Consider the following 22,103-nt stretch of genomic DNA (forward strand, 5'->3'; position numbering starts at 1 on the left):
CACCCTAGCCAAAGCCCGTAAAGACGCCGCTATCACAGCGTACGCACCATCGGACGTGACCAGCGCGCCGCCGGGCCAAGGATCAGGTCCTGCACCGCCCAGACCAGCGCATCCACCCGGTCAGGACTGCCAGTGCCGCGATAGCCCTGCGCGGTCATCTGCATCATCTGATCTTCCAGTGGTCCCAGTCGCGCGGCGTGAAACACGCGTCCCTGCTCATAAAGGGCCGCCACAGGTTCGGCGCGCGCGGCTTTGGCGCGCGTGGCATGAACGGCGCGGTAGGCAACCAGCGGGTCAATCTGGCGCAGCACTTCGGCCACCAGATCACCGCCCTGGTTGACCTCTGCCACGATCCGGTCTGCGCCGTGGCGCGCCATCGCATCCAGCGCCGCGCGCGCCCATGCCGTCGGCGAGGATGCGCGCAGGCTTGCATCTTCCAGCACATAGGCGCGCCAGTCTGATGGCGGGCCTTCGGTCACCGCGCCCACCACGACAATCCCGCAAAGGTCCGATTTCCGGCCTGAACTGACAGCCGGGTCCACCGCCACCACGATGCGCGACAGCTCCGGCACCTGCGCCACCCGCGCGCGGTCCAGAAGCGCGATCGGCCATAGCGTGCCTTCAGTATCTTCCACCAGCACCCCGTCCAATTCCTGCCGTTCCAGATGCGAGCCGCGATAGCGCGCGCGGATTTCTTCCAGAAAGGACGGGGCCAGCCATGCCCGGTTGGCCTCTGTCGCGGCATGGGTCATGACGGTTGAGGGCGCTTGCAGGATGGATTTCAGCGTCGATTGCGCACGCGGGGTGGTGGTGATCAACTGGCGCGGATGTGCGCCAAGGCGCAGCGCGAATTGCAGCATGTCCCAGGCTTCTTCTGCCTTAGGCCATTTGGCCAATTCATCGCACCATGCCGCGTCAAATTGCGGGCCGCGCAGCGCTTCGGGGTCCGAGGCCGAGAAACATTGCGCAATCGCGCCATTGGGCCAGACCAGCCGGCGCTTGGTCGCTTCCCATTGTGGCAGCCGGTCAGGGGGCGAACAGGCCAGAATACCGCTATCGCCAAATACCATCACATCGCGCGCCTGATCGTAGGTTTCGGCCACCAGCGCCACGCGGCGCGCGCGCCCTGCATCATTTGGCCGCGCGCCCTCAACCTGCGCGCGCACCCATTCCGCGCCCGCGCGCGTTTTGCCAGCGCCTCGCCCGCCAAGGCAGACCCAACTGCGCCAGTCGCCTTCGGGGGGCAGTTGGTGGGGGGCTGCCCAGAATTCGAACAGCCAGGGCAGCGCGGCCAGCGTGGCATCACTCAGACTGTCAAGAAACTGCGTCACCATCTCGGGCGGAGCGGAGGCAAGAAATTCGGCGGGTGATCTCGTCTCTTGCGGCGCCGAGGTCGAGGGCAGCGCTATTGGCGGCTTCGACACCTTTGAGTTTCTGTAGCTGTGCGCGTTCATGATAAGCAATCTCCAGGGCTTTGCGCAGGCTGCGGAATTCTTCGGTCAATTCCTTTCCACAGGCTGGCGTGATGTCATCATAGCTCTCCAGCAGGCGCGTCAGGCGCGAGATGCTGATGGCGAGAAGCTGCTCGGAATAGGACACCATGTTTTCCGGTGTCGGCCCGCCGGGCGGGGAGTTTTTGGTGGTCATATGCTCATGCCTGTCCTCAGTTTGCCCGCACAAGCGCCCTTGGCCGATATGCCAAGGCAGCACGGTTAGGCGGCATGCGCAGATTAGCGCGACAGGCTGAAGGAAATGGTCAGACAGCGTGCGCTGCCCGCATCGCGCCAGCGGATGCAAACGACCCAAGGGCGATTCCGGGGAATGGCGCCTGATAAATAATTGCGGGACCGAACGCGACGCGTAGCCCTGCCCTGCAGCAGACCAGAAATATCAGTTGGAATTGCGTGTCGGAATGAAGGGCAAGGGCAAAACGGGCACGCCGTCTTCGATCAGGGCTTTTGCCTCTTGCAGCTTGGCCTCGCCATAGATCGCACGGTTCGGGATATCGCCCAGATACATGGCCCGCGCTTCAGTGGCGAAACGTTCGCCCACATATTCGGAACTGGCCTCTATCTTGCTGCGCAGGGCTTTCAGTTTCTCGGCGGCGGCCGCAGTATCTGTGTCCTCCTGAGGGGCAGGGGCGGGCGGCGTCTGTTGCTGGCCCTGCGCCACGGCAGGCGACATCAGGGCCTTTTCGACCTTGCTTCCCCCGCAGTCGGGACACTGGATCAAGCCGCGATGCTTCAGATCATCATAGGCAGCGCCGGACTTGAACCAACTGTCAAACGCATGTCCGTTACTGCATTTCAAAGAAAATTTTATCATGGGTCATGGACTTAGTGATCAGCGCCCAAATCTAAACATCTTCCGGTTCAGTTCAAGTGCCAATAACTTGCTCTGCCGCGCTCGCCTGCTACCTCTGGTGCAGATGATGGAGGTTTCATGCGACGATCTGCCCTTGGCCTTGTGCTCGCAATTTTTGCCCTGCCCGCCTGGGCGTTCGACTTTACCGCACTGGACGGCAGCCCGCTGGATCTGTCGCAATGGCGCGGACAGCCGGTGCTGGTGGTCAACACCGCCTCGCTTTGCGGGTTCACCCGTCAATACGGGGATATGCAAAGCCTGTATGAAGATTATGGCCCACGCGGGCTGGTCGTGCTGGCGGTCCCGTCAGATGATTTCCGGCAGGAACTTGGCAGCAACGAAGAAGTTGCGGATTTCTGCCGCGTTCAGACCGGGCTGACATTCCCGATCACGCAAATCACCCCGGTGCGCGGGCAGCAGGCGCACCCGTTCTACCAGTGGCTGGCCGAAGAACATGGGCATGTGCCAAACTGGAATTTCAACAAGGCACTGATCGGCCCGGAAGGGGAGCTTATCGGATTTTGGGGCTCGGCCACGCGCCCCACTGCGCGCGCCATTACACGCGAAATCCGTGCTGCCCTTCAATGACCCCGATCTTCATCGGCTCGGAAATCTATCGCGGCTCCAGCTATGGGGCATGGCACCCGCTGCATATTCCGCGCGTCTCGACCGTGATGGACCTGTCGCGCGCGCTGGGGTGGCTGCCGCCTTCACAATATCGCACCAGCCCGCGCGCCAAGCCGCGCGCGCTGACACTGTTTCACACCCCTGACTATATCGCCGCCCTGCAACAGGCAGAGGCCACACAGCGCGTGGATGATGACACACGCGCGCGCCACGGCCTGGGCAGCACCGCCAACCCGGTTTTCCCCGAAATGTATCGCAGACCGGCCACGGGCGCAGGCGGCGTCATGCTGGCGGCAGAACTGGTGCGTGACGGCGGCATTGTCCATGTGCCCGGCGGGGGCACGCATCATGCAATGGCCAGCTATGCCAATGGCTTTTGCTACCTAAACGATCCTGTCCTGTGCTTGCTGTCGCTGCGCCAGCTTGGTCTGGCGCGGATTGCCTATGTCGATATCGACGCCCATCATTGCGACGGGGTTGAAGCTGCGTTGACGGGGGCCAGCGATATGCTGATGATCTCGGTGCATGAAGAACGGCGCTGGCCCTTTACCGGCGCGCTGGACGATGATGGCGGGGGCCGCGCGTTGAACCTGCCGGTGCCGCGCGGCTTGAACGACACCGAGATGCGCACCATCCTGCAACGCCTGATCCTGCCCGCGCTGGAACGGTTCGACCCCGACGCGATCGTTCTGCAATGCGGGTCTGACGCGATAGAGGAAGACCCGCTGTCGCGCTTGTCGCTGTCCAACAACGCCCATGCCGAGGTTGCCGTGGCCCTGACCGCGCTTGCGCCACGGCTGATCGTGCTAGGTGGCGGCGGCTACAACCCTTGGTCAGTGGCGCGGTGCTGGACCCGCGTCTGGGGCGCGCTGAACGGCTGGGCAGTGCAGGGCCACATCCCTGAGGGGGCTGCGCAGGTGCTGGAGGGGTTGCGCTGGAACCGGCGCGCAGCCGGGCGCAACCCGCCCGAGGCATGGCGCAGCACATTGATCGACCCCCCGCATGAAGGTCCTGTGCGCACAGAGATTACCGATCGCATTGACCATCTGCGGCGCAGGTTGCCGCGCGCGCGCCAGTTGCGTGAAACTGCGTCTTGATAACCTGCAACCTGTGGAAAGATTGGAAAAGTGACACAAGCCGCGCGGCACTGAACCGTGCAGCCCTAATCCACCAGCGTCGCGACATAGTCCAGCAAGGCAGGCCGCGCAGTTTCCAGGCCCCGGCACTGCACCCGCGCGATCAATTCGCTGACTTCGATCAGGTTTGCACGCCGGATCAATGACTTCACCGGCCCTATTGATGCAGGCCGCATGGACAGAGAGGTGATGCCAATCCCCGCAAGTGCCAGCGCGTCAATGGGCCGCCCGGCATCTTCGCCACAAAAGGACAGGTCAGTTTCGGCCGCATGGCAGCGATCCACAATCACCTGAAGAAATGTCAGAAAACTGACATTCAGCGTGTCATAGCGACGGCGGACAAGTTCATTTTCACGATCGGCAGCAAAGAAGAATTGCTTCAGGTCATTGCCCCCGATCGAGATGAAATCCACGGCCTCGAAAAAACTGTCGGGCGCATAGGCGAGAGAGGGGGTTTCCAGCATGGCCCCGACTTCAAGCTTTTCAGGCAGTGGGTGGCCAAGGCGCCGCTCGCGTTCAATCTCGCGCAGCAAAGTATCATGCGCCTGCGTGAATTCGCTGGCCGTTGCAACCAGCGGGAACATGACGCTTAGCGCGCGGCCTTTCGCAGCACGGATCAGCGCCTGCAACTGCATCCGCAGGACACCGGGCTTGTCCAAGCCTACGCGCAGCGCGCGCCAGCCCATAGCCGGGTTCGGCTCGTCCGGGCGGTTCATATAGGGCATGACCTTGTCCGACCCGATATCCAGCGTGCGGAAATACACTTTTCGACCGGCGGCCGCATCAAGGACACGGGCATAATTCGCCACCAGATCAGACCGCTTGGGCATCCGGTCCTGCACCAGAAACTGCAACTCGGTTCTGAACAGCCCCACCGCGTCAGCGCCGGAATTGGGCAAAGAGGGCAGATCTGCCAACAAGCCCGCATTCATCTTGAGCGAAATTTCTGTGCCACATCGCGCCTGCGCGGGCTTGTCGCGCAGGATCGCATAGCGTTCCTGCGCCTTCGCCTGCATCGCCATCTTGTCACGGAACGCGCTGGAGATGCTGTCATCAGGGCGCAGATGCACCACGCCTTCGGTCCCATCGACAAGGATATGGTCGCCGTTCAACGCCTCGGTCGTTATGCGCGGCACATTGATCACCAGCGGAATCGCCAGCGCACGCGCAACGATGGTTGCATGGCTGCCAACGGCCCCTTCTTCCAGCACAACACCGCGCAATTTGCGGCCATATTCCAGCAACTCCCCCGGCCCGATATTGCGCGCGACCAGTATCGGGCGCTCTGGCATCTCGGCGCCGGTTTCATTGCCCTGACCTGTCAGAATCCGCAGCAGGCGGTTCGAGAGGTCATCCAGATCATGCAGACGGTCGCGCAGATAGGCGTCAGGCACCCTTTCCAGACGCGCACGCGCAGAGGATTGCTCCTTTTCCACGGCCGCTTCGGCAGACAGGCCAAGGCGAATGTCTTCTTCCATCCGCTTCATCCAGCCGCGCGAATGGGCGAACATCCGGTAGGTTTGCAACACCTCCATATGTTCTTTGTCCCGCGTTCCGGCGGTGGCCAGCAACTGGTCGATGGACACGCGCAAGGTTTCGATCGCAGTTTCAAGGCGGGCGAGTTCTGCGCGACTGTCATCATTGATGAGGTTGGTAATCACCACGCGCGGCTGGTGCAGCCAGACCTGCCCCTCGGCCTCGCCTTCCTGAGCGGTCACACCGCGCAGCATGGCCGGGTTCTGGTGCGGGGTTGCGAAACTGGTGCCTTCGCCAGTAAAGGCCCCCAATTCGGTCATCTCGGCGATGACCATCGCCACCACTTCCAGCCCATACACCTCATCCTCGGAATACAGGCGCGGCTCTTTGGCCTGTACGACCAGCACGCCCAGCCGTTCCCCCAACCGCTGGACCGGCACACCCAGAAAAGAGGTAAACACCTCCTCCCCCGTTTCGGGCATATAGCGAAACCCCTGTTCGGCAGGGGCATTGGCGGTGTTGACGGGGCGCGCAAGCCGCGCAACCTTGCCGACCAGCCCTTCGCCAAGGCGCAATCTGGTCTGATGCACGGATTCGGGGCGCAAACCTTCGGTTGCGCAAAGCTCCAGCGTGTCAGAGTCACGGAAAAGATAGATCGAGCAAACATCCACGCCCATCGATTCGGTGATGATCGTGGTAATCCGGTCCAGACGTTCCTGCCCCGGATTGGCCAGCGACATTTCATCGCGTAATTTGCGCAACAGCTTGCGGCTGTCAGTTTCCGTTCTGTGGGGCATGGCCCCTCCGATCCTGCTTTTGGGCCTGCCTCAGCCCGTCTTGTCCAGTCCAAACGCATCATGAAGCGCCTGAACGGCCAATTCCATATATTTCCTGTCTATCAATACAGAAATCTTGATTTCAGATGTGGCAATGACTTTAATATTAACACCTTCGGCGGCAAGTGCGCTGAACATACGCGCAGCAACACCGGCATGGCTGCGCATCCCGATGCCCACCACCGAAACCTTGGCGGCGTCCGTGTCGATTTCCAGCTTTTCATAGCCGATGCTGCCAGCATCGCGGGCCGCCTCCAATGCCTTGCGCGCGCGCCCCACCTGATCGACCGGGCAAGAGAAGGTCATGTCGGTCACAGGCTTGTCGCTGCCCTGATAGTTCTTTTCGGAAATGTTCTGCACGATCATATCGACATTCACCCCCGCTTCTGAAAGCGGCCCGAATATCGCAGCGGCGATGCCGGGGCGGTCTTCGACGGTGACAAGGGTCAGTTTCGCTTCTTCGCGGCTATAGGCCACGCCCGAGACGACTTTCGATTCCATGATTTCATCCTCATCACAGACCAGGGTTCCAGATGTTTCGTCAGTATCATCAAAAGATGACAAAACGCGCAGCCGCACCTTGTAGCGCATCGCAAGTTCGACCGAACGGGTTTGCAGCACTTTTGCGCCAAGCGAGGCCAGTTCAAGCATTTCCTCAAAGCTGATCTTTTCCAGCTTGCGCGCTTTCGAGGTGATGCGCGGGTCGGTCGTATAGATGCCATCTACATCGGTGTAGATGTCGCAGCGTTCCGCCTCAAAAGCTGCGGCAAAGGCCACAGCGGTCGTGTCCGACCCGCCACGGCCCAAGGTGGTGATCCGCCCTTCGGGGCTGACGCCCTGAAAACCTGCGATCACCGCGACCTTGAACCCCTCGGCAAATTTCGCGTCCAGATTGGCGCGCGGGATATCGACAAAGCGCGCCGCGCCATGTGCGCTGGTGGTCTGGATCGGAACCTGCCAGCCCTGCCATGACCGCGCAGGCACATCCATTTCCTGAAGCGTCAGCGCCATCAGCCCTGCGGTGACATTCTCGCCAGAGCTGACCACAGCATCATATTCGCGCGCATCATAGAGCGGCGAGGTTTCATTGACCCAGCCGACCAGTTCATTGGTCTTACCTGACATCGCCGAGACGATGACAATCACATCATAGCCGCGTTCCACCTCAGCCTTGACCTTGGCCGCAGCATTGCGGATCCGTTCCAGATCCGCGACCGAAGTACCGCCGAATTTCATCACCAGAAGCGGCATGGGCCGACCCTTCCCCGCAGACATTTCGCGCCACTCTTTATGCGTCTGGCCTTGTCTGCGCAAGGTCGGGCAGTCGCGCAAAGGGCCTGGTGGCAGTTTTTTGTTACAAGCAGAAGCGGGCGGAGTTTTGCGGGGTGCGTCGGACATGGCGGACCTGGCTGCGATCAGGACCAAGCCAATGAATCTGAACAGGTATCAGAAACTGCCCAGCATGGTGCCCAGAGTGATCAGCACGGCCAGCGCCACAAGCGGAATAATCACCGCGACCATGGCAATATCCTTATACGCCTGCTTATGGGTCAGCCCGCAGATCGTCAGCAGCGTGATCACCGCGCCATTATGGGGCAGCGCATCCAGCCCGCCTGTGGCAACGGCCGTGACCCTATGCAGCAGTTCAGGAGAGATGCCCGCCGCCTGCCCCATTTCCAGATAGGTTTCTCCCAAGGTCGACAGTGCAATCGACATCCCACCCGAGGCAGAACCGGTCATCCCCGCCAGCAAACTGGTGCCAATCGCCAGCGATATCAGCGGGTTATCCCCTCCCGCCGTTACCACCCAATCACGGATCAGGGCGAAGGCCGAAAGCGAAGCAATCACCGCGCCGAACCCCACCAAGGATGCCGTGTTGAAAATCGGCTTGAGCGAATCCTTGGCGCCCGCATCCAGCGTTTGTGACAACCCCTTGGCCAGGCATGTCCAGTTCAAACCCACAAGCACCAGCGACGACAAGGTCAGCGCCGCAATGATCGACCAGACCCCGCGCAACGCGCCAATATCGGTTTGCCCGAATTCCGGCTGCGCCAGATAGCTTGTGTCCATCGAAGGGATCAGAACGAAGGTGAAGGCCAGATTCAGCGCCAGCACCAGCACCAAGGGCGCAGCCGCGATGATCAGTGACGGAGCGCTGTCGGTATCGCGCGTTTCTGATGTGTCATCCTCGTCGCCATAGCCCGGCCCAAGCGCACGCGCCCGGTATTCCAGCCAGACCCAACCTAGGCCCAGCATCAACGCGCCTGTGATCACGCCCAGCCCCGGTGCGGCGAAAGGTGTCGTGCCGAAATAGGGCATGGGTATCGCGTTCTGGATGGCGGGCGTTCCGGGCAGTGCCGTCATGGTAAATGTGAAAGCGCCCAGCGCGATGGTTGCCGGGATCAGAACCTTGGGCAATTCCGCTTCCCGGAACAGGGCCGAGGCGATGGGCCAGACAGCAAAAGCCACCACGAACAGCGACACGCCGCCATAGGTCATGACCGCGCAAGACAGAATCACCGCCAGAATGGCACGCGCAGGCCCCAGCCCGCGAATAATGCCATCCGCCAGCACGCGGGCGGACCCCGACGCCTCCATCAGCTTGCCGAAAACCGCGCCCAGCAGGAAAAGCGGGAAATACTGGATGATGAACCCGCCCGTCGCCTCCATGAAAATCTGGGTATAGCTGGCCAGCAGCGGCCCGCCCTCGCTGGCAAGCACGGCGAGTATTGCCAGTGCGGGGGTCAGCAGCAATAGGCTCAGCCCCCGATAGGCAAGATAGATCAGCGCGCCAAGGGCTGCGATGATAACAAGAATTCCGGACATGGCGCCCCTCATGCTGCGATGCAGCAAATCTAGCGCAATCCGGCATGGTCCTCAATGAAAACCCGATCACGCGGGGCGGGTCTTGCGCGTCAAGGCAACTTGGCCCAGACAGGGCCAGCGAACAGGCCGTTCGGACCGGACAGGAAAAAAGGGTGCATCATGATTGCTGTGCAGGGCTTTGAGGGGCAGAATGTCGCGGTGCTTGGTCTGGGCCGATCGGGCCTTGCGACATGCGCGGCGCTGCGTGCTGGCGGGGCCATACCGCTGGCATGGGACGAAAGCCCCGAAGCCCGCGCCAAGGCCGAAGCTGCGGGCATAGACCTGCATGATCTGGGGCGTGTGGACTGGTCTGGCGTGGCGTCGCTGATCACCAGCCCGGGCATTCCGCATCTTTACCCGGTGCCCAATCGCATCATTGCGGCTGCCTATGCCGCAGGTGTGCCGGTCGATAACGATATTGGCCTGTTCTTTCGCAGCTTCACGACCGAAGCGGCGATGGCGTTCGACCAGCCGCCCAAGGTCGTCGCGGTCACCGGATCAAACGGGAAATCCACCACAACAGCCTTGATACATCACATCCTGACCGAATGCGGACGCCCCAGCCAGATGGCAGGCAATATCGGCAAGGGGGTGTTGTCGATTGATGTGCCGCAGGATGGCGAGGTCGTGGTTCTGGAATTGTCCAGCTACCAGTTGGATCTTGCGCGCGCCCTGACGCCCGATATTGCGGTGTTCACCAACCTGTCACCAGATCATCTGGACCGCCATAATGGCATGGGGGGCTATTTCGCGGCCAAGCGACGCCTGTTTGCCGAAGGCGGGCCGGACCGTGCCGTGATCGGCGTGGATGAGGTGGAGGGCCAGTATCTGGCCGGACAACTGGCGCTGGCCCCCGAAGATGCGCGGGTTATCCGAATCTCCAGCGGGAAAAAGCTGGCTGGACCGGGCTGGAACGTCTTTGCGCGCAAGGGGTTTCTTGCAGAATATCGGCGCGGCAAGCAGATGGCCTCTATTGATCTGCGCGCCATTCCCGGCCTGCCGGGGGCGCATAACCACCAGAATGCTTGCGCCGCCTATGCGGTGGCGCGCAGCCTTGGGATTGCGCCGCGCCTGATCGAGGATGCCTTCCTCACATTCAAGGGCCTGCCCCATCGCAGCCAGTTGATCGCCGAAGCGGGCGGGGTGCGCTACGTCAACGATTCCAAGGCCACCAATGTCGAAAGCGCCGCGCAGGCCTTGCAGGCTTTTGACAATATCCGCTGGATCGCAGGTGGCCTTGGCAAGGATGGCGGGATCGCGGCGCTGCACCCGCATCTGGGCCACGTGCGCAAAGCCTATCTGATCGGCCATTCCGCGCGCGATTTTGCGCTGCAACTTGGCACCACCGCGCATGAAATCTGCGAAACCATGGACCAAGCCGTCGCACGTTCCATGGCCGAGGCAGAGCCGGGCGATGTGGTGCTGCTGGCCCCTGCGGCGGCAAGTTTCGACCAATATCCGGATTTCGAAAAACGCGGCGAGGCGTTTACCGCCGCTGTGCATGCGGGGCTTACTGATGAGCGATGACACCCCGCGCGGCTTTGCCTTTGCGGGTGCTGCATTCATCATCTGGGGCGGATTGCCCTTCTACTTCAAGGCATTGGAACATGTGCCCACCGTCGAGGTGATCGCGCATCGCGTAATCTGGGCGGTCCCCGTGGCGCTGGCACTGCTGATCTGGCTGGGGCGCACAGCCGATTTGCGCGCGGCCTTTCGCAACCCGCGCATGTTGGGCATGGCCTGCGTCACGGCGGCGCTGATTTCCGTCAACTGGGGCACCTATGTCTGGCTGATCCAGTCAGGGCAGGCCATGGAAGCGGCCCTTGGCTATTACATCAACCCCATTTTCAGTGTGTTTCTGGGGGCCACATTGCTGGGCGAGCGTCTGTCCTTGCGCCAATGGGGCGCAGTGGGGTTGGCGGCACTGGCCGTTGTCGTGCTGAGTGTCGAGGCTGGCAGCCTGCCGCTGGGCGCGCTGATGATCGTGTTCAGTTGGGGCAGCTATGCGTTTTTCAAACGCGCCCTGCCCATCGGCCCAAATCAGGGCTTTGCGCTGGAGGCGTTGATCCTGATGCCTGTGGCGCTGGCCTATCTGGCATGGGCGCAGACACAAGGCGTGCTCTATGCCACGCAGGCCAGCGCCTTGGATTGGGCGTTACTGCTGGGCTGCGGCGTGATTACGGCTGTGCCACTGATCCTGTATGCCAATGGTGCCAAGGGCCTGAGCCTGTCGACGATTGCGATTTCCAGCTACTCGATTCCGACCATGATCTTCCTGATCTCGGTCTTCATTTTCCGCGAACCGTTCGAGGGCGGGCGCATGGTGGCCTTTCCGATGATCTGGGCGGCTATGGCGCTATATATCTGGGAAGTGTTGCGCAAGCGGCGCGCAGCGCTGGCGGCAAAAAACCTGCCGCAGCATGGGACCGGCTAAGCCGCCCTTGCTTCGATCATGCGACATTGAAGGCAGTTCTGACGGTCTGCGGATGGTTGGGCCAGACGCGAAATGTGGCAGGTGCGGCGCACTGGTGTTTTTCGGCCGACACTGGGCTGGCTAGGTTTACGCAGGTCAGCATTGCAGGACTTTGCAGACGTAGTAACGCCGGGTACAAAGCCGTGCAGCGCCGGGCCGCGGTGCGGCGATGCTTCATTCAATCTGTCGCACTTTATGCTGGCCAAATCCGCGAAAGATCAAATCAATGCGCTTGGGGCAGCCAAATCGCCGTGCCGTGGGGGCGGCCCGGCGATGCGCGGCGGCCTTCGGCCTTGATTCCGCGCTTCGCAAAGCCCGCACAGCGCGTAAACCCCGTCACAGGGTATCTTTTTGCAACTGCCAAGATCTAGTCCTGACGCGGTGCGTCAGGGTCCGGCTGGCTGATCCCCATGAACAGCTTTTTCAGCGGAAACGCCCAGAGGATTCCAAGCACCACATAGATCAGCAGTTCCAGCAGAAAATGTGGCCGTTCAAACAGCGTCACAACAGTTACCGCCACCACGATATAAAGCGGCAAGGCCACCACCAGCGCAAACAGCGCCCAACGTCTACGTGCTTTCCATGAAAGTGCCATCAGTCTGCAAACGGGTCCGTGACTAGAATTGTATCTTCGCGTTCGGGTGAGGTGGAAAGTAGTGCCACCGGGCAATCAATCAACTCTTCCACGCGGCGCACATATTTGATCGCGTTTGCAGGCAGGTCAGCCCAGCTGCGCGCGCCTTCGGTGGATTCGGACCAACCCGGCAATTCCTCATAAATCGGCTTGCAGCGGGCCTGCTGGTCAGAGGCGGTTGGCAGATAATCCAGCCGCTGCCCGTCCAGATCATATCCCACGCAGATTTTCAGTGTCTCGAACCCGTCCAGCACATCGAGCTTGGTCAGCGCAATTCCGGTCACGCCCGAGGTCGCACAGGTCTGGCGCAGCAGGCAGGCGTCAAACCAACCACAGCGGCGCTTGCGCCCTGTTGTGGTGCCGAATTCGTGGCCGCGCGTGCCAAGGCGTTCGCCATCGGCATCATTCAACTCTGTCGGGAAAGGGCCTTCACCGACGCGGGTTGTATAGGCTTTGACAATCCCAAGCACGAAATCCACCGCACCGGGGCCGACGCCCACACCCGTGGCCGCCTGCCCCGCGATCACGTTGGAGGATGTGACATAAGGGTATGTCCCGAAATCCACATCCAGCAGCGCGCCTTGCGCCCCCTCGAACAGGATGCGTTTGCCTGCCTTGCGCTTGTCATTCAGAACTTTCCAGACAGGCGCGACATATTGCAGGATTTCGGAGGCGATTTCGCGCAACTGTGCCAACAATCCGTCACGGTCAATGGGTTCCAGCCCCAGCCCGTTGCGCAATGCGTTGTGATGCACCAGCGCGCGGTCGACCCGCATCTGCAAGGTGGCGTCATCCGCCAGATCGGCGACGCGAATCACGCGCCGCCCGACCTTATCCTCATAGCACGGCCCGATCCCGCGACCTGTCGTGCCAATCTTGGCAACGGAATTCTGCGTTTCGCGCGCGCGATCAAGCTCGCCATGAAACGGCAGGATCAGCGGCGTGTTCTCCGCAATCATCAGGGTTTCAGGTGTGATCTCGACGCCCTGAGCGCGGATTGTCTCAATCTCCTTAAGCAGGTTCCAAGGGTCCAGCACGACGCCATTGCCAATGACCGAAAGCTTGCCGCCGCGCACCACGCCCGAAGGCAACGCGTGCAGTTTGTAGACCTTGCCATCAATGACCAGTGTGTGACCCGCGTTATGGCCCCCCTGAAACCGCGCGACGACATCGGCACGTTCGGACAACCAGTCTACGATCTTGCCTTTTCCCTCGTCACCCCATTGAGCGCCGACAACGACGACATTGGCCATGAATGCTCTCCTGATAAGATATGCGACCCGACAGCCCTCTTAACGCTGTCACGCGGGAACGAAAACCCGAAATAACGCCACACACCCCATGCGCAGACGGTAAACAGGGGTTGCGAGACAGCGCTTCAGCGCCTAAGTAGGCCGCGTAATGAAAGACGGGTTGTCCTGATGCAGAATGTCGTGCTGATTGTCCATCTCTTGCTGGCGCTGACGCTGATCGGCGTTGTGCTGATGCAGCGCTCTGAAGGCGGGGGTCTTGGCATTGGCGGGGGCGATGGCAGTGCCAATGCGGGCCGCCCGCCCTTGACGGCGATGGCCAAACTGACATGGATTCTTGCGATTGCGTTTATCGCCACATCGCTGACGCTGACGGTGATCGCGGCCCAACAATCCGCCAGCAGCTCGGTTCTGGACCGGCTTGGCACACCGACCGCGCCAAGCGCGCCGGACGCCCCTGCATTGCCGCTGAGCGACAGCCTGCTGCCACCGCCTGCATCGGATGACACGCTGGCGCCACCGCCAGCAGATTAAGCAGCAGACACAATCTTTAGTGTGAGGCGCGTTTTTTTACCGCCTGATCTTGCGGCCATCTTGCGGTTTGGGCGGAACTGGACTATTGCTCAAACCCCGTGATGGTTGCTGCCTGATGACAGGCATCTGACCTTTAAAACGCATCTCACGGGGGGTCGCAGGACCATGGCGCGCTATATTTTCATAACCGGCGGTGTTGTTTCCAGTCTGGGCAAGGGGCTTGCCTCTGCCGCGCTGGGGGCGTTGTTGCAGGCGCGCGGTTTCACAGTTCGTTTGCGCAAGCTGGACCCGTATCTGAATGTCGACCCCGGCACCATGTCACCGTTTGAGCATGGCGAGGTTTTTGTCACGGATGACGGTGCTGAAACCGATCTGGACCTCGGCCATTACGAACGGTTCACAGGCGTTGCCGCGCGCAGAACCGATTCGGTGTCTTCCGGGCGGATTTATTCCAATGTGCTGGAAAAGGAACGCCGCGGCGACTATCTGGGCAAGACCATTCAGGTGATCCCGCATGTCACCAACGAGATCAAGGATTTCCTCGCTATCGGCGCGGATGAGGTCGATTTCATGCTGTGCGAAATCGGCGGCACTGTGGGTGACATTGAGGGGCTGCCATTCTTTGAGGCGATTCGTCAATTCAGCCATGAAAGCCCGCGTGGCCAGTGCATCTTCATGCATCTGACTCTGCTGCCCTATCTGGCCGCAAGCGGAGAGTTGAAGACCAAACCCACCCAGCATTCGGTGAAGGAATTGCAATCCATCGGGATCGCGCCTGATGTTCTGGTCTGCCGGTCTGAACAACCCATCCCCGAAAAAGAGCGTCAGAAAATTGCATTGTTCTGCAATGTGCGCCCCGAGGCGGTGATCCCGGCCTATGATCTGAAATCCATCTATGAGGCACCGCTTGCCTATCATGCAGCAGGCCTTGATCAGGCGGTGCTGGATGCGTTCGGCATCACCCCTGCCCCGCGCCCCAATCTTGGTGTCTGGGAAGATGTGGTGGACCGCCTTGCCAACCCGGAAGGCGAGGTTCGTATCGCCATCGTGGGCAAGTATGTCCAGCTTGAGGATGCTTACAAATCCATCAAGGAAGCGCTTGTGCATGGCGGCATTGCCAATCGTGTCAGGGTGCAGGTCGAGTGGATAGATGCCAGTGTGTTCGACGCAGAAGACCCCGGCCCCGCGCTGGAGGCCTATCATGCAATTCTGGTGCCCGGCGGGTTCGGTGAACGCGGGACCGAGGGCAAGATTCGCGCCGCCACCTATGCGCGTGAAAAGAAAATCCCCTATTTCGGCATCTGTCTGGGGATGCAGATGGCCTGTATCGAGGCCGCGCGCAGCCTTGCCGGAATCCCGGATGCCGGTTCGGAGGAATTTGACCATGAGGCCGGGAAACGGCGCTTTACGCCAGTTGTCTACCATCTGAAGGAATGGGTGCAGGGCAACCACAAAGTGGAACGCAAGCTGGGTGATGACAAGGGCGGCACCATGCGTCTTGGCGCCTATAGTGCCACGCTGAAAGACGGATCGCGCGTCGCGCAGATATATGGCACCACCCGGATCGAAGAGCGCCACCGCCACCGCTATGAAGTGGACACGAAATTCCGCAAGGACCTTGAAGCCAAGGGGCTGACCTTCTCTGGCATGTCACCTGACGGCAAACTGCCCGAGATTGTCGAGCATGAAGACCACCCGTGGTTCATTGGTGTGCAGTTCCACCCCGAGCTGAAGTCAAAGCCTTTTGACCCTCATCCGCTATTTGCCGATTTCGTGCGCGCAGCGGTCGAGGTGTCGCGTCTGGTCTGACATGTCGCTGACAGGCAGGCCCGTGTCGCGCAAAGACGCGCCGCACCGACCGCCACCTGACACTGTGTCAGCATGGATCAGCCTGCCCCACCACTCTTGATGACCAGCCGGCCTGCATGGGTCTATTTGCTGCGTGACTTTCTGGAAATGTATCGCATGATTCCTGCTGGCGGCAGCGCGACCATCCGGGCGCATCAACGGCTGGTGCGCGAACGCATCTCGGGTGTCCTGCGCGCCAACCCCAGCCTTCGGGACAGCGATGCCGCCCACAAACCTGTCACCGCGCATCTGCAACGCGCCTTGGACCAAGGGCGCGGCACCCCAATGTCCCGCGTGATCCGCAGCATTGATGGGCTGCGCGACCAGCTTTCATGGCAATATGGGTATGAGAAAGTGCCGCGCGGGCTGGATCAGAAATATGCCTATACCGAACTGGTCGGCCCCACAGGACCTGTGCCCAGCGATCAGATCATCCTTGGGCTGGTGCTGTTCGCGCCCGGCTGTATCTATCCCGCCCATGCGCATGACGGGATCACCGAAAGCTATATCTGCCTGTCTGGCGCCATGTCGCAGAATGATCAGGGGGTGTATGTCCCCGGTTCGATGATCTTCAACCCGCCCGGACAGATGCACCGGATCACGGTGGCCGATCTGGAACCTTCGCTTCTGGCCTATGCCTGGATCGGACCGCCCGAGAAGCTGGTCTCGCAAAAAATGGTTTTCAGCCGGAAAACCCGGCGACCGGGCTAGGGAAGGGCTGGCTTTCTGCCCATATTGTTGTGCATATTGCAGGCCGAGTTACACCAGAACAGGAAACACCCCATGACCAATGAGATTGAGCAACGCCTGAGCGAGTTGGGCCTGACATTGCCCGACGCCCCGGCACCTGCCGCCAATTATGTGCCCTTTGTCCAAAGCGGGTCGCTGGTTTTCGTCTCGGGTCAGATCAGCTCCGGGCCGGACGGGCTGATCTGCGGCAAGCTGGGGGCTGATCTTTCGCTTGACGATGGCGTAGGGGCTGCGCGGGCCTGTGCGCTGGCGCTGATCGCACAGTTGCGCGCGGCTTGCGGCGGGGATCTGACGCGCCTGCGCCGTGTGGTCAAGCTGACAGGCTTTGTGAATTGCGCCCCGGATTTCACTGACCAGCCCAAGGTCGTGAATGGCGCATCGGACCTGATGGTTGCCGTATTTGGCGAAGCGGGCCGCCATGCCCGCGCGGCGGTCGGCGCGCCATCCCTGCCGCTAGGCGTTGCCGTAGAGATCGAGGGCGTGTTCGAGATCAGCTAAGGCGCATCACCGGGCCTGTCCCGGTGCCACTTGGCCGGGCGGGGCGGATCACGCCCCGTAGCGGGCCATGAAGGTCTGAACCGCGCCATCGACGATGCGCATCATCTCTTCTTCAGAGAATTGGGTCTGGACCCCGCAAATAATCCGGTCGCAGATCGTGCTTTGGCACAACTGGAAAAACTGATCGGCGGCCAGGTCAATGTCGTCGATCTGCACTTCCCCCCGCGCCAGTGCTCCCCGCAGATAGGCCCCCAGCCGCGCGCGGCCCAATTCAGGCCCGCTTTCATAGAAAGCGCGCCCGATTTCAGGGAAGCGCTGCGATTCGGCGACACAGATGCGATACATCGCGATCGCAAAATCCGAGGTCAGATATTCCAGAATGCGGCGCGCGGCATCGCGCAGGGCAATTTCGGGGGGCTGCGCCCCGGACAAGGCAACCGCAGAATCGGCAAGGCGCAGAATTTCAGTGCGGTAAACCTCGTTAAAAAGCAGGCGTTTTTCGGGGAAATAAGAATAAAGCGTCGCTTTCGACACGCCTGCAACGCGGGCTATTTCGTCCACGCTGGCGCGTTCATAGCCCATCGCTACAAAAACTGTCCGCGCGCCGTCCAGAACCTGCTCGAATTTGCGGCCCTGTCTGTTCACATTGGCTGGTGCGTTCATGGAAACTCCCTCTGGGGCCTACGATAGAGGCTTGCGCACGCAAGGAAAAGTCGCGCTCTATGGCGCGGCGCAGAATCGCATGTTAACACGTTCAGAACATGATCGAGATATTCCTGAAAACGCTTCCTTTCTTTGGCCTTATCGGTCTGGGCTTCGGCGCGGGCCGCACAGGGTTTTTCCCGCCAGAGGCCACGGCCTATCTGACCAAATTCGTGTTCTATTTCGCGCTTTCTGCCATGCTGTTCGGCTTTGCGGCCAATCTCAGCATGGCCGATCTGCTGAATCCGCGCGCGGCGGCGGCCTATCTCTGGGCATGTGGGGCGCTGTATGTGCTGGTGATGGCAATTGCCTTCCTGCGCCGCGCCCGCATGGAGGAAGCTCTGATCGAAGCGCATTGCTCGATCATCGGCAATACCGGGTTTCTGGGCGTGCCACTGCTGGTGGTGCTGCTGGGGCCAGACTCGGTGCCGATGGTGTTGCTGATCCTGACGATAGATCTGATCGTCTTCTCATCCTTGTTCACCATCATCATCACTTTGTCGCGCGATGGCCGGGTTGACAGCGACCTGCCGCGCAAACTGCTGGTTGCGGTGGCGAAAAACCCGATGGTGATGGCCATGGTTCTGGGCCTTGCATGGGCCGCGACAGATTTTGCCATGCCCGCAATCGCCAATGATTTCCTGACCCTGCTGGGGGCGGCGGCGACACCCTGCGCGCTGTTTGCCATAGGCGCGTCGCTGGCCGACAAGAAAGTCGAACGTCTTGCCGTTGTAAGCTGGTTGTCTTTCGGCAAGCTGGTGTTGCACCCGGCATTGACTGCCTTTGCCGCGCTTGCACTGTTCGGGGTGGACCCGCAATCGGCGGGTGTGCTGATTGCCGCGGCCGCCCTGCCGGTTGCGGGCAATGTCTTTATTCTGGCGCAACATTACAATGCCGGGCCTGCGCGGGTATCGGCCACGATCCTCGTTTCTACATTGGTCAGTATCGCAACTGTGCCGGTTGTGATTGCATGGGTCACCAGCTTCTGACAGGTTTGCGCAAAATACAGGGGAATGAATATGGAAACAGTTTCGGAGAATGCCTGTTTTGGTGGGGTTCAGGGCGTGTATCGCCATGCCTCGGCGGCAACAGGCTGTGATATGACCTTTGGCCTGTTCCTACCCGCCGAAGCGCGGCTGCATCCGGTGCCGTTGCTATGGTACCTGTCCGGCCTGACCTGCACGCATGAAAACGCCATGACCAAGGCGCATATGCAGGAACATGCCGCAAGGCACGGGCTGGCAGTGGTCTTCCCCGACACCTCGCCGCGCGGCGAAGGCGTGGCTGATGATGCGGCCTATGATCTGGGACAGGGCGCAGGGTTTTACGTAAATGCGACACAAGCACCGTGGGCCGCGCATTACCGGATGTGGGACTACATTTCCGAGGAATTGCCGCGCGTGCTGATGGCCAATTTCGCACTGGAAGAAGACCGTCAGGCCATAACCGGCCATTCCATGGGCGGGCATGGCGCCCTGACACTGGCCATGCGTCTGCCTGACAGGTTTGCATCGGTTTCCGCCTTTGCCCCGATTGCCAACCCCACCGCCAGCGACTGGGGCCGCAAGCAATTCACGGCCTATCTGGGCACGGATGAAAGCCAGTGGGCCGCGCATGATTCAACCCTGCTGATGCGCGAATCCGGCCTGCGCAGCGAATTACTGATAGATCAGGGCAGCAAGGACCAGTTTCTGGACCTGCTGCGCCCCGAAGCACTGGCCGAAGCAATGGCGGCGCGCCGTCAGCCGGGCGTGTTCCGCATGCAGGCGGGCTATGATCACAGCTATTTCTTCATCGCCAGTTTCATGGCCGATCATGTCGATTTTCATGCGCGGGCGCTATCCGCATGACCCTGCCCATCATCACCGCTGATATAGATGCGCATCTGGACTGGCACGGGTTGCTTGGCGCTTTTGAGCGCGCCCATGCCCTGCCCCCGGCGGAACTGGATGATACCTTCCTCTATCGTGGCGATGACACGCTGTTGTCGCGTGCGGCGTGGATTGATGGGATGGGCGCACTGGTCAAGACGGCAACCATCTTTCCGGGCAATACCGACAAGGGGCTTGCGGCTGTGAATGGGGGTGTGTCGCTTTACTCCGACGCGGATGGCACGCTTGAGGCTTTGCTGGACTTCCACCTTGTCACCAAGTGGAAAACCGCAGGTGACAGCCTGTTTGCCGCCAACTTGCTGGCGCGCCCGGACAGCCACAAGATAACCCTTGTTGGTGCAGGCACGGTCGCGCGCAGCATGGTGGATGCCTATCGCGCCCTGTTTCCTGATGCGCAATTCACCGTCTGGAGCCGCCGGTTTGAGAGTGCCGCCCAATTCGCCCAAAAGCTGGACGGTGTGCAGCCTGAGGCCGATTTGCAGCGCGCGGTCGAAGGGGCGGATATTATCTGCACAGCCACCATGAGCCGCGCACCGCTGATACAGGGCGAGTGGTTGCAACCGGGCCAGCATCTGGACCTGATCGGCGCCTTCCGCCCCGATATGCGCGAGGTGGATGACACAGCCCTGCAACGCGCGGCGCTGTTCGTAGACAACCGCCGGACTGTGCTGGACCATATCGGAGAGATGAAAGACCCGCTGTCGCGCGGGGTTATCAGCCACGATGACATCTGCGCCGATTTTTATGACATTGCAGCCGGTCGCTTTGTCCGCCCCAGCCCGGATGCGATCACAATCTGCAAGAATGGCGGCGGCGCGCATCTGGACCTGATGACAGCGCGGTATATTTTTGGCGCGTGGCAGAAGATGCAGGGGCAATAGCGCCCGACTGGCAGGCTTGCGGAGCTTTGCGGACATAACCAAGCGCGAGACAAAGCCGCAGTGCGGCGATGCGAGATTGAATCTGTAGCACTTTATGGCCGCCAAATCCGCGAAAGTTCAGATCTGTGCGCTGGTGGCAGCCAAATCGCCGTGCCGTGGGGGCGGCCCGACGCTGCGCGGCTTGTCGCAACCGCTCGCTTCGTGCAACAGCTCAAAGCGGTCCGCTTTGAAACAGCTGCACCTTCAGCCCGCCATGCGGCAGCAGCGGACCGGGGGTCAGGTTCAGCCCGGTCACATGCGCAAGCTTGCGATCCGATGTCACCAGCCCGACGCGCCACCCTTTCATCTGTGCCTTCAACACTTCGCCAAGGCTTGCATACAGGCCATACAGTAATTTCGGGCTGCTGATCCGCGCGCCATATGGGGGGTTGACCATCACCAGACCCGGTGGCGTATCCGGGCGCTGCAATGCGCCAAGCGGTTGACAGACAAACCGCGTGCAGTCAGCCACGCCTGCGCGTTCGGCATTCTGCTGGCTGTTGCGAATGGCCCCCTGATCCCGATCAAAACCGAAAAACTGCGGCGGGGGCTGGGTGGCACGGATCGCGCGCATCTTTTCCCATGCGCGCGCATCGAAATTGGCGAAGTGTTCAAAGGCGAAACTGCGCGTGCGCCCCGGTGCCAGCCCGGATGCAATCTCTGCGGCTTCGATCACGAATGTCCCCGACCCGCACATCGGGTCTAGCACGGGCTGGCTGCAATCATAGCCCATCTGGCGCAGGAACAGGGCGGCCATTGTTTCCCGCAACGGGGCCTTGCCCGTCGCCAGCTTATGGCCACGCTTGTGCAGCCCCTCCCCCGATGTGTCGAGCGACAGGGTGACCAGATCATCCTCGATCCGCACCATCAGCCGCAATGCGGCGCCCGCATCAATCGGCGCACCCAGCGTTTCGGCTATCGCACGTTCCACACGCTGCGCGGCAGCCCCCTTGTGGTAGATTTTCGACTGCAGGCAGATGGCGTCCACCTTGACCGGAACATCCGCACGCAAGAAATCCCCCCAAGGAAATTTCCGCGCGCGCTTGTCCAGTTGCGCCAGATGCATCGCGCGAAACTCACCCATACGCACCAGCACGCGGCTGGCCCCGCGCAACCAAAGATTGGCGCGCCAGATCATGTGCATATCACCCGAAGTTTCGACACCCCCGGCAACTGCCACGGGATCGGGCAAGCCAACGGCGCGGGCTTCGTCAGCCAAAACGGCCTCCAACCCCGGAAGGCAGGCCAGAAATATCTTATACTGCTGCTGTGTCATTCCAGCGCGGATATTGGCAAAC

21 protein-coding genes are annotated in these 22,103 nt (G+C 61.0%); 11 read left to right on the plus strand and 10 right to left on the minus strand.

From position 1 onward, the window contains the following. Positions 1-32: 32 nt before the first annotated feature. The 3 genes from EV660_RS12955 to EV660_RS12965 form a co-directional block, all read right to left on the minus strand. On the minus strand, positions 33-1,334 hold the full coding sequence (locus tag EV660_RS12955; RefSeq protein WP_100319109.1) for a DNA-packaging protein: 1,302 nt from the start codon (positions 1,332-1,334) through the stop codon (positions 33-35). Continuing rightward, positions 1,315-1,647, minus strand: a complete 333-nt coding sequence (locus tag EV660_RS18910) for a hypothetical protein (protein ID WP_134014007.1) — start codon at positions 1,645-1,647, stop codon at positions 1,315-1,317. Before EV660_RS18910 ends, EV660_RS12955 begins: the two co-directional genes overlap by 20 nt. Positions 1,648-1,890: 243 nt before the next feature. Next, a complete protein-coding gene (locus tag EV660_RS12965) occupies positions 1,891-2,325 on the minus strand; it encodes a DUF1178 family protein (RefSeq protein WP_071479053.1) in 435 nt (144 codons plus the stop codon). A 117-nt stretch (positions 2,326-2,442) separates the two neighbouring features. Between EV660_RS12965 and EV660_RS12970 the strand changes: the two genes are divergently transcribed. Together EV660_RS12970 and EV660_RS12975 are read left to right on the plus strand one after the other, a co-directional pair. Next, a complete protein-coding gene (locus EV660_RS12970) occupies positions 2,443-2,952 on the plus strand; it encodes a glutathione peroxidase (RefSeq protein WP_071479052.1) in 510 nt (169 codons plus the stop codon). Then, positions 2,949-4,088, plus strand: a complete 1,140-nt coding sequence (locus tag EV660_RS12975; protein ID WP_071479051.1) for an acetoin utilization protein AcuC — start codon at positions 2,949-2,951, stop codon at positions 4,086-4,088. The genes EV660_RS12970 and EV660_RS12975 overlap by 4 nt, the downstream gene beginning before the upstream one ends. Positions 4,089-4,153: 65 nt before the next feature. On the opposite strand, the gene ptsP is transcribed toward EV660_RS12975, so the two are convergent. The 3 genes from ptsP to EV660_RS12990 all read right to left on the minus strand — a co-directional run bounded on the left by ptsP (position 4,154) and on the right by EV660_RS12990 (position 9,265). Continuing rightward, the gene (ptsP, locus tag EV660_RS12980) at positions 4,154-6,400 is read right to left on the minus strand and encodes a phosphoenolpyruvate--protein phosphotransferase (protein ID WP_071479050.1); all 2,247 of its coding nucleotides are present in this window, start codon (positions 6,398-6,400) and stop codon (positions 4,154-4,156) included. 30 nt (positions 6,401-6,430) lie between these two features. Beyond that, complete coding sequence (locus EV660_RS12985; protein ID WP_071479049.1) at positions 6,431-7,690, minus strand: aspartate kinase; 1,260 nt, start codon at positions 7,688-7,690, stop codon at positions 6,431-6,433. 195 nt (positions 7,691-7,885) lie between these two features. Next, the gene (locus EV660_RS12990; RefSeq protein ID WP_071479048.1) at positions 7,886-9,265 is read right to left on the minus strand and encodes a GntP family permease; all 1,380 of its coding nucleotides are present in this window, start codon (positions 9,263-9,265) and stop codon (positions 7,886-7,888) included. 159 nt (positions 9,266-9,424) lie between these two features. Between EV660_RS12990 and murD the strand changes: the two genes are divergently transcribed. Together murD and rarD are read left to right on the plus strand one after the other, a co-directional pair. Continuing rightward, positions 9,425-10,831, plus strand: a complete 1,407-nt coding sequence (murD, locus tag EV660_RS12995) for a UDP-N-acetylmuramoyl-L-alanine--D-glutamate ligase (protein WP_071479090.1) — start codon at positions 9,425-9,427, stop codon at positions 10,829-10,831. Next, positions 10,821-11,738 (plus strand): EamA family transporter RarD, encoded by a 918-nt coding sequence (gene rarD / locus EV660_RS13000; RefSeq protein ID WP_232727376.1) that lies wholly within the window; start codon positions 10,821-10,823, stop codon positions 11,736-11,738. The genes murD and rarD overlap by 11 nt, the downstream gene beginning before the upstream one ends. 406 nt (positions 11,739-12,144) lie before the next feature. Here rarD and EV660_RS13005 read toward each other — a convergent pair whose 3' ends face one another. After that, positions 12,145-12,372, minus strand: coding sequence for a DUF2842 domain-containing protein (locus EV660_RS13005; RefSeq protein WP_071479045.1), 228 nt, complete (start codon positions 12,370-12,372; stop codon positions 12,145-12,147). Next, positions 12,372-13,664 carry an adenylosuccinate synthase gene (locus EV660_RS13010; RefSeq protein WP_071479044.1) on the minus strand — a complete coding sequence of 431 codons (1,293 nt, stop codon included), beginning with the start codon at positions 13,662-13,664 and terminating at the stop codon, positions 12,372-12,374. Before EV660_RS13010 ends, EV660_RS13005 begins: the two co-directional genes overlap by 1 nt. 168 nt (positions 13,665-13,832) lie before the next feature. Between EV660_RS13010 and secG the strand changes: the two genes are divergently transcribed. The 4 genes from secG (at position 13,833) to EV660_RS13030 (ending at position 17,291) form a co-directional block, all read left to right on the plus strand. Continuing rightward, a complete protein-coding gene (gene secG / locus EV660_RS13015) occupies positions 13,833-14,195 on the plus strand; it encodes a preprotein translocase subunit SecG (RefSeq protein ID WP_071479043.1) in 363 nt (120 codons plus the stop codon). Between the two features lie 165 nt (positions 14,196-14,360). Further along, positions 14,361-16,004 (plus strand): CTP synthase, encoded by a 1,644-nt coding sequence (locus EV660_RS13020; RefSeq protein WP_071479042.1) that lies wholly within the window; start codon positions 14,361-14,363, stop codon positions 16,002-16,004. Positions 16,005-16,103: 99 nt separating this feature from the next. Further along, on the plus strand, positions 16,104-16,754 hold the full coding sequence (locus EV660_RS13025; RefSeq protein ID WP_232727375.1) for a dimethylsulfonioproprionate lyase family protein: 651 nt from the start codon (positions 16,104-16,106) through the stop codon (positions 16,752-16,754). 72 nt (positions 16,755-16,826) lie between these two features. Next, positions 16,827-17,291 carry a RidA family protein gene (locus EV660_RS13030; protein ID WP_071479040.1) on the plus strand — a complete coding sequence of 155 codons (465 nt, stop codon included), beginning with the start codon at positions 16,827-16,829 and terminating at the stop codon, positions 17,289-17,291. A gap of 48 nt (positions 17,292-17,339) precedes the next feature. Here EV660_RS13030 and EV660_RS13035 read toward each other — a convergent pair whose 3' ends face one another. After that, entirely contained in the window at positions 17,340-17,954 is a 615-nt protein-coding gene (locus tag EV660_RS13035; protein WP_071479039.1) for a TetR/AcrR family transcriptional regulator, read from the minus strand. Between the two features lie 98 nt (positions 17,955-18,052). On the opposite strand from EV660_RS13035, the gene EV660_RS13040 reads away from it, so the two are divergent. Genes EV660_RS13040 through EV660_RS13050 form a run of 3 tightly spaced genes read left to right on the plus strand, consistent with a single transcriptional unit; the run spans position 18,053 to position 20,766 of the window. Then, the gene (locus EV660_RS13040; RefSeq protein WP_071479038.1) at positions 18,053-18,982 is read left to right on the plus strand and encodes an AEC family transporter; all 930 of its coding nucleotides are present in this window, start codon (positions 18,053-18,055) and stop codon (positions 18,980-18,982) included. A gap of 30 nt (positions 18,983-19,012) precedes the next feature. After that, positions 19,013-19,843: an S-formylglutathione hydrolase gene (gene fghA / locus EV660_RS13045; RefSeq protein WP_071479089.1), complete on the plus strand. Its 831-nt coding sequence runs from the start codon at positions 19,013-19,015 to the stop codon at positions 19,841-19,843. After that, the gene (locus EV660_RS13050) at positions 19,840-20,766 is read left to right on the plus strand and encodes an ornithine cyclodeaminase family protein (protein ID WP_071479037.1); all 927 of its coding nucleotides are present in this window, start codon (positions 19,840-19,842) and stop codon (positions 20,764-20,766) included. Before fghA ends, EV660_RS13050 begins: the two co-directional genes overlap by 4 nt. Positions 20,767-20,977: 211 nt before the next feature. Here the strand turns inward: EV660_RS13050 and EV660_RS13055 are convergent, their stop codons facing one another. Next, positions 20,978-22,081 (minus strand): THUMP domain-containing class I SAM-dependent RNA methyltransferase, encoded by a 1,104-nt coding sequence (locus tag EV660_RS13055; protein WP_071479036.1) that lies wholly within the window; start codon positions 22,079-22,081, stop codon positions 20,978-20,980. Between the last annotated feature and the right edge of the window lie 22 nt (positions 22,082-22,103).

Origin of the sequence: Roseinatronobacter bogoriensis DSM 18756 (assembly GCF_004366635.1) — a bacterium.
GTDB classification, from domain to species: domain Bacteria; phylum Pseudomonadota; class Alphaproteobacteria; order Rhodobacterales; family Rhodobacteraceae; genus Roseinatronobacter; species Roseinatronobacter bogoriensis.